We start from the raw sequence: 13,957 nt of genomic DNA, 5'->3' as shown, positions 1-13,957 counted from the left end.
ACCGGGGTGGCCGAGCCCAACATCTCGGCCTGGCGCCGGGCCGTCTGCGGAGACCTCACCAGCTGCTTCGACTTCGCCCCCGGAGCCGGGGGCCCGCCACCGCGGGGTCAGCGCGCGCTGGCCTCGTGGACGAAGGCGACGAGGCGGCTGAGCGCGTCCGGGTCCATGGACGGCAGCACGCCGTGGCCGAGGTTGAAGATGTGGCCGCTGGTGCCGAGCGCCTGGGCGGCGTGCAGCACCTCGCGGGCCTTGGTCTCCACGACCTTGGTCGGCGCGAACAGCACCGCCGGGTCGAGGTTGCCCTGGAGGCCCTTGCCCGGGCCGACCCGCTCGGCGGCGACGTTCAGCGGCACCCGCCAGTCGACGCCGACGATGTCCGCGCCGGCCTGGCCCATCAGGCCGAGCAGTTCGCCGGTGCCGACGCCGAAGTGGATCCGCGGCACCCCGTAGTGGGCGACGGAGTCGAAGACCTTGGCGCTGGACGGCATCACCGAGCGGCGGTAGTCGTCCGGCGCGAGCGCGCCGACCCAGGAGTCGAACAGCTGGACCGCCGAGGCGCCGGCCTCGATCTGCACCTTGAGGAAGGCCGAGGTGATGTCCGCGAGCCGGTCCACCAGGGCGGCCCACAGCTCGGGCTGCCCGTACATCATGGCCTTGGTGTTCTCGTGGTTCTTGGACGGGCCGCCCTCGACCAGGTAGCTGGCCAGCGTGTACGGGGCGCCGGCGAAGCCGATCAGCGGGGTCTCGCCGAGCTCGTCCACGAGCAGGCCGACGGCCTCGGTGATGTAGGGGACGTCGTCGGGCTCCAGCGGTCGCAGCCGCTTCAGGTCCTCGACGGTGCGGATCGGGTCGGCGATGACCGGGCCGATGCCGGGCTTGATGTCGACGTCGATGCCGACGGCCTTGAGCGGCACCACGATGTCGCTGAAGAAGATCGCCGCGTCCACCTTGTGCCGGCGCACCGGCTGGAGGGTGATCTCCTTGACCAGCTCGGGCCGCATGCAGGACTCCAGCATGGGGATGCCCTCGCGGACCTTCAGGTACTCGGGCAGCGAGCGGCCGGCCTGGCGCATGAACCACACCGGGGTGTGCGGCACCGGCTCGTGCCGGCAGGCCCGCAGGAACGCCGAGTCGTGCGCGGCGCCGCGACGCTCGGGAGTGGTCGGGCCGTCGTGGTGGGCCGTGGTGTCTGCCGTTGTCTCGCTCACGCGTCAAATCTTCGCACGCGTGCCGGGCCCGGTTTCCCGGCCGGTCTCGTGGGTTCCTCCAAGATCTGCCCGGGTTTTGCCGTTCCGGCACGCCGCTGGGAGAGAAGTTGCGGCGATAACCCCGGTCTTCGACCTAGTCTTCGGGTCATGGCAGCGGTCGGAGGGCACCCCGCGCAGGGTGGCGGAGCAGGTGGTGGAGCGGGTCGCGAGGGGACGCCGAGCGAGTTCCGGGCGGCGGTGGCGGCCCTGGACGGGGCCCGTTTGCGGCCCGAGGTGCAGCTCTCCCCCGCGCCGGCGCCGCGCCGGCTGGCCCCGTACTCGTTCGCGGTGACCGCCGCGGTCGAGGTGGACGGCGAGGAGCTGGCGGACGGCCGGCTGGTGCTGCTGTACGACCCGGCCGGGCAGGAGGCCTGGAACGGGGAGTTCCGGGTGGTGACGATGACCCGGGCCGAGCTGGAGCCGGAGATGGCCGGCGACCCGATGCTCTCCGAGGTCGGCTGGGCGTGGCTGCTGGACTCCCTGCAGGCGCACGGCGCCGGGTACGCGGAGCCGTCCGGCACGGTGTCCCTGGCCGCCTCCCAGTACTTCGGGGGTCTGGCGGACCGCCCGTCCTCGACCGAGATCGAGATCCGGGCCTCCTGGACGCCGGCCGACGGCCGCTTCGAGCGGCACCTGGCGGCCTGGGCGGACCTGCTGTGCGTCAGCGCCGGCCTGCCGCCGGCCGCTCCGGCCGCGCAGGGGCCGGCCGAGGTTCCTTCACTCGGTGGGGTGGTCCCGATGCCGGCGCGGCGACGCCCCCGGTCGCACTGACGGGTGGTGTGCGGCCCCGGCGGCACCCCGGGGCCGGACGCCACCCCCAGGGCTGACGGAGTGTGACTTCGGACCCGCTCTGCGTCAATTCATCGGTCGATACCGACCGATTGGCATCGAATCTGATCGATTTTGTGCGAATACCAGGCATGTCGCATCAATCATTTGCGCGATTTGTCCGTATTGTTACTCACTAGATCGTGATCTTTCGCTAAAGCCGGGCACGGATGCTGCCGAAGCAGACTGTGACCCTTTCCGAACGCGGAACACTCCGACCGCCCCCATCGGGGTTCCGTCCGCCACTCCCCGCAGGAGGCCTGGTGTCGGTCCTTCTTGAGCACCCCGCAAACGTGGTCGCCTACCGGCCGACCAAGCCCACCGCCATGGTGGTCATCGCCGATCCCCGCGTCCGAAACACCGTCACCCGCCACCTGTGGGCCCTCGGCGTCCGGGACGTGATCGAGGTGTCGTCGATCGCCGAGGCCCGCCCCCGGGTCTCCACACCGCGCGACATCTGCGTCGCCGACGTGCATCTTCCGGACGGCTCCGGGCTGACCATCCTCGCCGAGACCCGCGCCGCGGGCTGGCCCAACGGCCTGGCGCTGTCCGCCGCCGACGACATCGGCGCGGTCCGCAGCGCGCTGGCCGGCGGCGTCAAGGGATACGTGGTGACCGGCACCCGGACGAACGTCGCGATGCCGGGCCGCCCGGGCCTGCCGCTCGGCGCCGCCGGGCTGGCCGGCCGGATGCGCCGCCCCGGGATGCCGGGCATGCCGGGCGCGTCCGGTGCGCCGGGCGCCCCCGGAGCCCCTGGTGCGCCGGGCGCGCAACAGGCCGCCTACCGCGAGCTCTCCGGCCGCGAGGTCGAGGTCCTGCGGCTGGTCGCCGAAGGGCAGTCCAACAAGGCGATCGGCGTGGCCATGGGCCTGTCGGCACTGACCGTCAAGAGCCACCTCGCCCGGATCGCCCGCAAGCTGGGCACCGGCGACCGCGCCGGGATGGTCGCGGTCGCGCTGCGCACCGGCATCATCCACTGAGCCGGGCGCTCCGGACCGCTGCGGCGGCCGAGGAGGAACGTTTCCTCCTCGGCCGCCGCACCGCTGTTCCGGGGAGCCCCCGGCGCACGGATCCGGCCCCGGGGACGGGCGGGCGGCTCCGCGGGCGATCAACAGTCTGACCAGTCCGACAACACTCCCGGTCGCGAGGACCGTCGTACCCTTGGGGGGTGACCGACGCCGTAGCAGCCATCCCAGAAGAAGCAGCCCCGGTCCCGCTCCTCGAGCCGAGGGAGGGGATCCCGCCCGTGGTGGCGGACGAGCAGGCGCTGTCCGCCGTCGTCGCCGCCTTCGCCGCGGGCGACGGACCGGTGGCCGTCGACGCCGAACGGGCCTCCGGCTACCGCTACGGGCAGCGCGCCTACCTCATCCAGCTGCGCCGCGCGGGTTCCGGCTCCGCCCTGATCGACCCGATCGCCTGCCCGGACCTCAGCGCGCTCGGCCGGGCCGTCGAGGACGCCGAGTGGGTGGTCCACGCGGCCTCCCAGGACCTGCCCTGCCTGTCCGAGGTCGGCATGAGACCCCGGCGCCTGTTCGACACCGAGCTGGCCGGGCGGATCGCCGGCTTCGCCCGGGTCGGCCTCGGGCCGATGACCGAGAACGTGCTCGGGCTGAGCCTGGCCAAGGAGCACTCCGCGGTCGACTGGTCCACCCGCCCGCTGCCCGAGCCGTGGCTGCGCTACGCCGCTCTGGACGTCGAGGTGCTGGTCGAGCTGCGCGACGCACTCGAACGGGAGCTGGACGCCCAGGGCAAGCTCGGCTGGGCGATGGAGGAGTTCGCCTCGATCGCCGCCGCGCCGCGCCCCGCCCCGCGCACCGACCCGTGGCGCCGCACCTCCCAGCTGCACAAGGTCCGCCGCCGCCGTCAGCTGGCCGTGGTGCGCGAGCTGTGGCTCGTCCGCGACCGGATGGCGCAGGACCGCGACGTCTCCCCCGGCCGGGTCCTCGCGGACGCGGCCATCGTCAACGCCGCGCTGGCCATGCCGCTGAACATCGCCGCCCTGCAGGCCGTCCAGGGCTTCGGCCCCCGGGTGCACCGGCGCCAGCTGGAGCAGTGGCTCGCGGCCGTGCAGCGCGCCCGGGAGATCCCGGAGAGCATGCTGCCGCCGTCCACCGCGCCGCACGACGGACCGCCGCCGCCGCGGGCCTGGGCCGAGAAGGACCCGGTGGCCGCCGCCCGGCTGTCCGGCGCGCGCGGCGCGATCGCCGAGCTGGCCGAGCGGTACCACGTGCCGGCCGAGAACCTGATCACCCCGGACCTGGTCCGGCGGGTCTCCTGGGCGCCGCCGGCCGATCCGGACCCGGAGACCGTGGCCGCCGCGCTGCGCGGGCTCGGCGCCCGGCAGTGGCAGGTGGACCTGGTGGCGCCGGCGGTGGCGGCCGCGTTCGCCGCCGCGGCCGCGGCCACGGCGGGCTGACAGGCCGACAGCGGGAAGGGGATGTCATCCGTACGGGTGACATCCCCTTCGTCGCACCCGGGAACGGCGCCGCTGGTCGGACGGCCGAGAACGTGTCGGGGGACACATGGTCGGATCCCTCCGAGAGGCCTGGGCAGGTTGGTTACCGGCGGGTAGCATGGCCGTGGAGCGGCGCCGCTCGGGTCTTCGACGGCGGCAGCCTGCCCACCTCGAAATGTTGGTCCCTGGGAGGAGAGCCCCCGTGCCTCGTACCGCGAGGGACGTCGTCTTCGTCGATGGCGTCCGCACCCCGTTCGGCAAGGCCGGCCCGAAGGGCATCTACCACGAGACCCGCGCCGACGACCTGGTCGTCAAGTGCATCCGGGAACTCGTGCGCCGTAACCCGAGCCTGCCCGTCGAGCGCATCGACGAGGTCGCCGTCGCGGCCACCACCCAGATCGGCGACCAGGGCCTGACCATCGGGCGCACCGCCGCCCTGCTGGCCGGCCTGCCGAAGTCCGTCCCCGGCTACGCGATCGACCGCATGTGCGCCGGTGCGCTGACCGCCGTGACCACCACCGCCGGCGGCATCGCCTTCGGCGCGTACGACGTGGTCGTGGCCGGCGGTGTCGAGCACATGGGCCGCCACCCGATGGGCGAGGGCGTCGACCCGAACCCGCGCTTCGTCTCCGAGAAGCTGGTCGACGAGTCCGCCCTGTTCATGGGCATGACCGCGGAGAACCTGCACGACCGGTTCCCGCACCTGACCAAGGAGCGCTGCGACGCCTACGCCGTGCGCTCCCAGGAGAAGGCCGCCAAGGCGTACGCCAACGGCGACATCCAGCCCGACCTGGTGCCGATCTCGATCCGCAACACCAACCCCGAGGTCGGCGAGACCGGCTGGGGCCTGGCCACCGTGGACGAGCCGATGCGCCCGGGCACCACCATGGAGTCCCTGGCGGGCCTCAAGACCCCGTTCCGCCCGCACGGCAACATCACCGCGGGCAACTCGGCCGGTCTGAACGACGGCGCCACCGCCTCGCTGCTGGCCGCCGAGGACGTCGCCGAGGAGCTCGGCCTCCCGGTCAAGATGCGCCTGGTCTCCTACGCCTTCGCCGGCGTGGAGCCCGAGGTCATGGGCATCGGCCCGGTGCCGGCCACCGAGAAGGCCCTGGCCAAGGCCGGTCTGACCATCGACGACATCCAGGCCTTCGAGGTCAACGAGGCCTTCGCCGTCCAGGTGCTGGCCTTCCTCGACCACTACGGCATCGCGGACGACGACGAGCGCGTCAACCCGTACGGCGGGGCCATCGCCTTCGGCCACCCGCTGGCCTCCTCGGGCGTTCGCCTGATGAACCAGCTGGCCCGCCGCTTCGAGCAGCGCCCGGACGTCCGCTACGGCCTCACCACGATGTGCATCGGGTTCGGCATGGGTGCGACCGTCATCTGGGAGAACCCGCACTTCGAGGGTGGTAAGTGAGCATGAGCAACACCACTGAGCTGCTCCAGCACGGCGCCGAGCTGTTCCCGGGCGAGGTCGTCACGACCGCCCACGTGCGCCACCTCGACCTGCCGCTGCAGGCCGGCAAGCTGGCCCTGATCACCCTGGACAACGGCTTCGACCACACCAAGCCGACCACCTTCGGCCCGGGCTCGCTGCTCAAGCTGGACGCGGCGCTGGACCAGGTCGAGGCCGAGGCGGCCGAGGGCCGGATCGTCGGTGCCGCGATCACCGGCAAGCCGTTCATCTTCGCGGTCGGCGCCGATCTCAAGGGCGTCGAGCTGCTCAAGGAGCACGCGGACGCGCTGGCCATCGGCAAGGGCGGCCACGAGGTCTTCAAGCGGATCGGCGCGCTGCCCGTCCCGACCTTCGCCTTCTACAACGGCGCGGCGATGGGCGGCGGCGTCGAGGTCGGCCTGCACTGCGACTACCGCACGGTCTCGGCGGGCGTCCCGGCCTTCTCGCTGCCCGAGGTCTTCCTCGGCCTCGTCCCCGGCTGGGGCGGCTGCACCATCCTGCCGAACCTGGTGGGTGCCGGTAAGGCCGTCAAGGTCATCGTCGAGAACTCGATGAACCAGAACAAGCAGCTCAAGGGCAAGGACGTGTTCGAGCTGGGGATCGCCGACGCGATCTTCGAGCCGGCCGACTTCCTGGAGCAGTCGCTGCTCTGGGCCGCCAAGGTCGTCAAGGGCGACGTCGTCGTCGAGCGCGAGGCGATCGACCGCGGCAAGGCCTGGGACGACGCCGTCCTCTGGGGCCGCATGGTCGCCGACGGCAAGGTGCACGGCGCCGCCCCGGCCGCCTACAAGGCGCTGGACATCATCGCCGCCGCCAAGGACTTCGACCTGGCGGACAAGGCGAGCCTGCAGGCCGGCTTCGACGCCGAGGACGCGGCCCTGGCCGACCTCATCATGAGCGGCGAGCTGCGCAGCGGCATCTACGCCTTCAACCTGGTGCAGCGCCGGGCCAAGCGCCCGGTCGGGGCGCCGGACAAGTCGCTGGCCCGCCCGGTCACCAAGGTCGGCGTCGTCGGCGCCGGTCTGATGGCCTCGCAGCTGGCGCTGCTGTTCGCCCGCCGTCTGGAGGTGCCGGTGGTCCTCACCGACATCGACCAGGAGCGCGTCGACAAGGGCGTCGGCTACGTCCACGCCGAGATCGACAAGCTGCTCGGCAAGGGCCGGATCGGCCAGGACAAGGCCAACCGCCTCAAGGGCCTGGTCTCCGGCTCGCTGGACAAGGCCGCCGCCTTCGGCGACGCCGACTTCGTCATCGAGGCCGTGTTCGAGGAGATGGGCGTCAAGCAGACCGTCTTCGCGGACCTGGAGAACGTGGTCTCGCCGACCTGCGTGCTGGCGACCAACACCTCCTCGCTGTCGGTCACCGAGATGGCCTCGAAGCTGAAGCACCCCGAGCGGGTCGTCGGCTTCCACTTCTTCAACCCGGTCGCGATCCTGCCGCTGCTGGAGATCGTCCGCGGCGACGGCACCGACGACGCCTCGCTGGCCACCGCCTTCGCGGTGTCGAAGAAGCTGAAGAAGACCTCGGTCCTGTGCAAGGACCGCCCGGCGTTCGTGGTGAACCGGATCCTGACCCGCTTCATGGGCGAGATCCAGAACATCATCGACGAGGGCACCCCGATCGCCGACGTCGAGAAGGCCGTCGAGCCGCTCGGCCTGCCGATGTCCCCGATCGTGCTGCTGGAGCTGGTCGGCCCGGCCATCGCCCTGCACGTCTCGGAGACCCTGGCCGGCGCCTTCCCGGAGCGGTTCACCGTCTCCGAGAACCTCGCCGAGGTGGTCAAGGCCGGCAAGCGCGGCTTCTACACCTGGACGGACGGCCGGCAGGTCCTCGACCCCGAGGTGCTCGCGCTGCTGACCTTCGGCGACTCGGTGCTCACCGAGGAGCAGGTCCGCGCCCGCTCCCTGGAGGCCGTGGCGCAGGAGATCGGCCTGATGCTGGAGGAGGGTGTCGTCGCCGAGGCGCAGGACATCGACCTCTGCATGATCACCGGTGCCGGCTGGCCCTTCCACCTGGGCGGGATCACCCCGTACCTGGACCGTGAGGGCATCTCGGAGCGGGTGAACGGCAAGCCCTTCCTCGCCCCCGGCGTGGCCTCGGTGCCCGCGTAACGCACGGCCCGCTGTACACGCAGGAGCCCCGGTGACCGAGTGGTCACCGGGGCTCCTCGGTGTGTACGGGGGTGACGCGGTGTACGGGAGTGACGCCGCGCGGGCCGTGTACGGAGGCGACGCCGCGTGGGCCGTGTACAGCGGCGACCCGGGCACGGGCCGTGTACGGACGTCTCAGTGCTTGAGGCGGTAGACCACGGTGTCGGCGAAGACGCCGACCATCTCGTAGTGGGTGTCCAGCAGGTTCTCGATCCGCGGGACCATGACCGGCTGGTACGGGGCGATGCCGGAGTCGTCGACCACGACCTCGGGCAGGCCGTCGGCCAGCTCCTTGTCGAAGGTCTGCCAGGCGTTGGAGACGCTGAACTGCTCGCCGACGTTCTGGTTGCCGTCCTTGCCGCCGCTGTAGTTGGTGAGGAAGCCGGCCGTCAGGTAGCGGGTGGCGGGCTTGCGGTCGGCCAGCCAGTACAGCTCGGGGTGCATGCCCCAGACCAGCAGGCGGTCCTTGGGGGTGGTCTGGGCGGCGACGGCGGTGGCGACCTCGGTGGTGCGGTTGAGCCGCTCCCCCGGCCAGGCCAGCGCCAGGCACCAGAACACCGTGGCGGCGGCCGTGGTGTACACCAGGACGGGCTTCCAGCGGACCGCCGAGGTGGCCACCGCCCCGGTGCCCAGCAGCACCAGCGGCGGCATCAGCTGGAGGTAGTAGTGGCCGAAGAAGTGGAAGCCCACACTGACCGCCACCAGCGAGGACAGCAGCCAGACCCAGAGGTCGGTGGTCGAGCCGTGCTCCTCGCCGGCCACCGGCAGCGGGCGGTGCCGGTGCTTGAGCCAGAGCCGGCGCCCGACCGGGAGCAGGAAGCCCAGGCCGGCCACGGCCAGGATGGCCGAGTTGCCGAGCGCCCGGCCGAGCATCTGGAGCCAGGCGCCGCCGAAGGAGGCGTAGTCGCCGCTGCCGGTGACCACCCAGAAGAGGAAGCCCTTGGGCTTGGTGAGGATCACCGCGACCAGCGCTATCGGCAGGGTGAAGCCGAACCCGATCTTGAACAGCGCGGGCGGCCAGCGCACCCCGCGCCGACGGGCGTCCTGGAACAGCATCCAGAGCACCGGCAGCAGCACGGCGCCGCCGGTCTGCTTGGTCAGTGAGCACAGGGCGACCGCGATGCCCGCGGCCAGCCAGCGGCGCCGTTCGGCGTACCGGAAGGCGGCCACCATGGCGGGCAGCATGAAGACCTCGAAGGTCGCCGCCTGGGTGTCCTCCGGGGAGAGCCCGATGGAGACCAGCAGGTAGAGCAGTCCGGCCCCGGCCCCGGCCCGGTTGCCCCAGCGGCCGCGGGCGATCGAGGCCAGCAGGATCGCGGTGACCAGGTGGGCCACCACGGCCAGGGTGCGCAGCGGCCAGAGCGAGGCGGAGCCGAAGACCGCGAAGCAGGCCTGGTAGAGCCAGGGCAGCAGCGGCGGCTTGCGGTCCACCACGGTGTCGTACAGCACGCCGCCGTCCGCGAGCATCCGGGCCTGGGTGGCCAGGAAGCCCTCGTCCGGGCTCCAGACGGGCCGGGCGAAGGAGGGGATGTGGGTGAGCAGGGCGACCAGCGCGAGCACCGGCACCAGCCTGGTCCAGTACCCGGCCAGCACATGGGTACGGACGCGCTCGGGCAGGCGCTCGGCCAGTCCGGTGAGGCGGAGGCGGGTGGGGGTCGGCACGGGTGACAACCTACCCGGCGGGATCGGCGCGGGTGGCGCCGGTCCCGCCTTTCGGTGGGATTGTCAGCTTGTTTCGTGACGAACTGTTACGAAGTTACGACAAACGGTCGTCGACGAAACGGCGACCGGTCCGCCCGGACGGCCTCCGGTCAGGCCTTGACCGGCGCCGTGTCCAGCTTGGCGACCAGAGCCGTCACCTTTCGGGCGATGTCCGGGGCGTTCAGGCCGATCTCGGCCAGGATCTCGGCCCGGCTGGCGTGGTCCAGGAACTCCTGCGGGATGCCGAAGTCGCGCACCGGCAGGTCCACGTCCGCGTCCCGCAGCGCCTGCGCCACGGCCGCGCCGACGCCGCCCACCCGGCCGTTGTCCTCGATCGTGACGACCACCCGGTGCTCGGCGGCCAGGCCCGGCAGGGCCGCGTCCACCGGCTTGACCCAGCGCGGGTCCACCACGGTGGCGGTGACGCCCTGGGCGGCCAGCAGGTCGGCGACCTCCAGGCTGGTGGGGGCCATCGCACCGACCGAGACGATCAGCACGTCCGCGCGGTGGGCACCGGAGGGCTCCTCGGCGGCGCGCAGCACGTCGATGCCGCCGATCCGGCCGACCGCGGGGACGGCCGGGCCGACCGTGCCCTTGGAGTAGCGGACCACGGTCGGGGCGTCCTCGACCTCGACGGCCTCGCGCAGCTGGGCGCGGACCTGCTCGGCGTCGCGCGGGGCGGCCAGCCGCAGGCTCGGGACGAGCTGCAGCATCGACATGTCCCACATGCCGTTGTGCGAGGCGCCGTCGGTGCCGGTGACCCCGGCCCGGTCCAGGACGAAGGTGACGCCCAGCTTGTGCAGGGCGACGTCCATCAGGACCTGGTCGAAGGCCCGGTTCAGGAAGGTCGCGTAGACCGCGAACACCGGGTGCAGGCCGTTGGTGGCCAGGCCGGCGGCGCTGGTGACGGCGTGCTGCTCGGCGATGCCGACGTCGAAGATGCGATCCGGGAAGGCCTCGGCGAACGGGGCCAGGCCCACCGGGTGGAGCATGGCGGCGGTGATGCCGACGATGTCCTCGCGCTCGTGGCCGAGGGCGACCATCTCCTCCGCGAAGACCGAGGTCCAGTCCTTGCCCGAGCTCTTGATCGGCAGGCCGGTCTCCGGGTGGATCACGCCGACCGCGTGGAAGCGGTCCTCGTCGTTGTTCTCGGCGGCGTGGTAGCCGCGGCCCTTCTCGGTGAGGCAGTGCACGATCACCGGGCCGCCGAAGCCGCGCGCCTTGGTCAGCGCGGACTCCAGGGCGGTCAGGTCGTGGCCGTCGATCGGGCCGATGTACTTGAGGCCGAGGTCCTCGAACATGCCCTGCGGGGCGATGAAGTCCTTGAGGCCCTTCTTGGCGCCGTGCAGCGTCTCGAACAGCTGCTGGCCGACCACCGGGGTGCGCTGGAGCGCGTCCTTGCCCCAGGACAGGAAGCGCTCGTAGCCCTGGGTGGTGCGCAGGGTGGCGAGGTGGTTGGCCAGGCCGCCGATGGTCGGCGAGTAGGAGCGCTCGTTGTCGTTGACGACGATGACGAGCGGGCGGTCCTTGGCGTCGGCGATGTTGTTGAGCGCCTCCCAGGCCATGCCGCCGGTGAGCGCGCCGTCGCCGATCACCGCGACGACCGGGTCGTTCTTGCCCAGGATCTGGTTGGCCTTGGCCAGGCCGTCGGCGTACGAGAGGACGGTGGAGGCGTGCGAGTTCTCGATCACGTCGTGCTCGGACTCGGCACGGGACGGGTAGCCGGACAGGCCGCCCTTCATCCGCAGCCGGGAGAAGTCCTGGCGGCCGGTGAGCAGCTTGTGGACGTAGCTCTGGTGGCCGGTGTCGAAGAGGATCCGGTCGCGCGGCGAGTCGAAGACCCGGTGCAGCGCGATGGTGAGCTCCACCACGCCGAGGTTGGGGCCGAGGTGGCCGCCCGTCTTCGAGACCTCGGTCACCAGGAAGGTCCGGATCTCCTGGGCCAGCGCGGCCAGCTGTCCGGGCGTGAGCCGGTCGAGATCGCGCGGTCCCCGAATGCGGGTCAGCAGGGCCACCCGTTCCTCCTCGTTCAGTGTTCGCGGACCACGGACGGTCCGGCGGGCGTCGCTGCCCGTCCCGGCGGCAGGCCGACGGTCCCGGCCGGTGCCGACCGGTCGAGTCTAATGTCCGCCTCCCGGACACCGAGCGGCGCGCCCGGTGCCACCGCTCGGTTGCCGCCATTCCAGGAGGTCGGGCGGGGGAGCCGGGTCATACCGAATTGACGCACTGGCGTTCGATCGCGCTTGTGCCGGGCCCGCCGGCCCGCTCGTGCCGCCGGAGCCGGCGATGACCACGGACACCCGCTAGGGACGGCCCAGCGCGCCGGACTCCCCCATCTCGCTCATCACCAGGGCCAGCGCGCCGAGCACCTCGGCCCGGCCGCCGAGGGTGCCGGGGACGACCGAGAGCTGACGGGCCGCGCTCGGGATCGCGTAGCGGGCCACCGAGTCCCGGATCGGGGAGAGCACCAGCTCACCGGCCTCGGCGAGGTCCCCGCCGAGGATCACCCGGCGGGGGTTCAGCAGGTTGCAGAGGGTGGCGACGCCGGTGCCGATCTGCCGGCCCGCGTCGGCGATCACCCGGCGGCAGCCGAGGTCGCCCTGCTGGGCCAGCTCGACCACCCGCGGCAGGCTGAGGTCCGGGCCGAGGGTGGGGAGGAGCAGCGAGAGGAGGTAGCGGGAGCCGACGAAGGTCTCCAGGCAGCCGCGGTTGCCGCAGCGGCAGACCGGCCCGGCCTCGTCCAGGGTGATGTGCCCGATCTCACCCGCGGTGCCGCCCGGGCCGCGGTAGATCTGGCCGTTCACCACCAGCCCGGCGCCGACGCCGCTGGCCACCTTGATGTAGGCGAGGTCGCTCAGCCCCCGGCCGGCGCCCCAGACCAGCTCGCCGAGCGCGCCCAGGTTGGCGTCGTTGTCCACGTGCACCGGCATGCCGAGCCGCTCGGCCAGCTCCCGGCCCGGGGCGATGCCCGTCCAGCCGGGCAGGATCGCGGTGGAGCCGAGCGCGCCGGTCTCCACGTCGATCGGGCCGGGCACGCCGAGGCCGACGCCGATCACCTTGTCGGGGCGGAACCCGGCCTGTGCCAGCAGCCGCTCGACCATCGCCTCCGCGCGGTCGAAGCCCTGCTGGGCGGAGACGTCGACGTCGATCGGGGCGCTCTCCTCGGCCAGCACCCGGTGGGCCAGGTTGCCGACCGCGACCCGCAGGTGGGTGTGGCCGAAGTCGATGCCGACCACGATGCCGGCGTCCCCGCTGAGCGAGACGCTGCGGGCGCGGCGGCCGCCGGAGGAGGTGTCGGCGACCACGACGGTGCCGCTCTCCTTCAACTCCCGCACGATGTTGGACACGGTGGCCGCGGACAGTCCGGTGCCGCGGGCGATCTCGGCCTGGGTCAGCGAGCCGGCCATCCGTACCGCGCGGAGCACCCGTTCCAGGTTCGCCCGGTGCAGCGAGGACTGCGAGCCCGGTGTGTCCGTCGACATGATCCACCCTCCCAGGGCGGGGACCCCTCCGCCGGGTGTCCCCTTCAACTCCTGAAGGGTAAGGCCCGGGGGCCCGCACGGGGGTTCCGGGCGGGGCGGGCGGGCGCACCGGGGAGGCGCGCACCGCGGGTGGGCGGCGCGGGCCGAGGGCGCCGGCGCCGGGGCGTGGGGGCGCGGTGATCGGCGGGTGAAGGTGTTGCACGGCCTGGACCTGCGGGGACGGCCAACGGCCGTCCTGGCAGCGGCCGAAAATGACGCACCACTAGCATGGGTGCCACTTATCACCGTCCCAGCCGGGCCGTGGACGGCACCGGCAGGGGGACGCTTCCAGACATGACGGGGAATCAGATGGCAGGGGATCACCCTACGCCGGGGGCAGGCGAAGCGCCCGGCAGCGGCCCGCAGGACAATCGGGGCGTCTCGTTCGGGCGCCCGCCGGGCGGCGGTGTGGATCCGGCCGCCGTCGCGGACCAGATGACGCAGCTCGACGGCGCCGCCGTCCCGGGCCAGGCCCCCGGCCCGGTCGTGCCGGGTCCGGTCGCGCCGGCGGGCGGCAGCTCGTCGACCAGCCTGCCGACCGGCTGGACCTTGCCGGCGGCGGCGAAGCCCCAGTCCAGCAGGGCGGCCGTCTCGTC

At 72.7% G+C, this 13,957-nt stretch carries 9 protein-coding genes and 1 pseudogene; 5 read left to right on the top strand and 5 right to left on the bottom strand.

Features of this window, described 5'->3' with window-relative positions; all coding sequences use genetic code 11:
* Positions 1-107: 107 nt before the first annotated feature.
* Positions 108-1,121 (bottom strand): uroporphyrinogen decarboxylase, encoded by a 1,014-nt coding sequence (hemE, locus tag AB0E96_RS28365; protein WP_359828445.1) that lies wholly within the window; start codon positions 1,119-1,121, stop codon positions 108-110.
* Between the two features lie 234 nt (positions 1,122-1,355).
* Between hemE and AB0E96_RS28360 the strand changes: the two genes are divergently transcribed.
* The 5 genes from AB0E96_RS28360 (at position 1,356) to AB0E96_RS28340 (ending at position 8,100) form a co-directional block, all read left to right on the top strand.
* Positions 1,356-2,018, top strand: coding sequence for a DUF3000 domain-containing protein (locus AB0E96_RS28360; RefSeq protein WP_359828444.1), 663 nt, complete (start codon positions 1,356-1,358; stop codon positions 2,016-2,018).
* Positions 2,019-2,338: 320 nt separating this feature from the next.
* On the top strand, positions 2,339-3,055 hold the full coding sequence (locus AB0E96_RS28355; protein WP_359828442.1) for a response regulator transcription factor: 717 nt from the start codon (positions 2,339-2,341) through the stop codon (positions 3,053-3,055).
* Between the two features lie 188 nt (positions 3,056-3,243).
* Positions 3,244-4,491 carry a ribonuclease D gene (locus AB0E96_RS28350; protein ID WP_359828441.1) on the top strand — a complete coding sequence of 416 codons (1,248 nt, stop codon included), beginning with the start codon at positions 3,244-3,246 and terminating at the stop codon, positions 4,489-4,491.
* Positions 4,492-4,732: 241 nt separating this feature from the next.
* Entirely contained in the window at positions 4,733-5,950 is a 1,218-nt protein-coding gene (locus AB0E96_RS28345; protein WP_359828440.1) for an acetyl-CoA C-acyltransferase, read from the top strand.
* Between the two features lie 2 nt (positions 5,951-5,952).
* Positions 5,953-8,100 carry a 3-hydroxyacyl-CoA dehydrogenase NAD-binding domain-containing protein gene (locus AB0E96_RS28340; protein ID WP_359828438.1) on the top strand — a complete coding sequence of 716 codons (2,148 nt, stop codon included), beginning with the start codon at positions 5,953-5,955 and terminating at the stop codon, positions 8,098-8,100.
* Between the two features lie 174 nt (positions 8,101-8,274).
* Here the strand turns inward: AB0E96_RS28340 and AB0E96_RS28335 are convergent, their stop codons facing one another.
* From AB0E96_RS28335 to AB0E96_RS28320, 4 genes and pseudogenes are all read right to left on the bottom strand, one after another.
* Positions 8,275-9,801, bottom strand: a complete 1,527-nt coding sequence (locus AB0E96_RS28335) for a glycosyltransferase family 39 protein (protein WP_359828436.1) — start codon at positions 9,799-9,801, stop codon at positions 8,275-8,277.
* A gap of 149 nt (positions 9,802-9,950) precedes the next feature.
* The gene (dxs, locus tag AB0E96_RS28330; RefSeq protein WP_359828435.1) at positions 9,951-11,855 is read right to left on the bottom strand and encodes a 1-deoxy-D-xylulose-5-phosphate synthase; all 1,905 of its coding nucleotides are present in this window, start codon (positions 11,853-11,855) and stop codon (positions 9,951-9,953) included.
* 288 nt (positions 11,856-12,143) lie between these two features.
* Positions 12,144-13,322 carry an ROK family transcriptional regulator gene (locus AB0E96_RS28325; RefSeq protein WP_359828433.1) on the bottom strand — a complete coding sequence of 393 codons (1,179 nt, stop codon included), beginning with the start codon at positions 13,320-13,322 and terminating at the stop codon, positions 12,144-12,146.
* Between the two features lie 359 nt (positions 13,323-13,681).
* Positions 13,682-13,957, bottom strand: a pseudogene (locus AB0E96_RS28320) (hypothetical protein); the annotation flags it as partial.

The sequence above is a fragment of the Kitasatospora sp. NPDC036755 genome, from assembly GCF_040636595.1.
Lineage (GTDB): Bacteria > Actinomycetota > Actinomycetes > Streptomycetales > Streptomycetaceae > Kitasatospora.
This window is presented reverse-complemented; position numbering and strand designations above follow the sequence as displayed.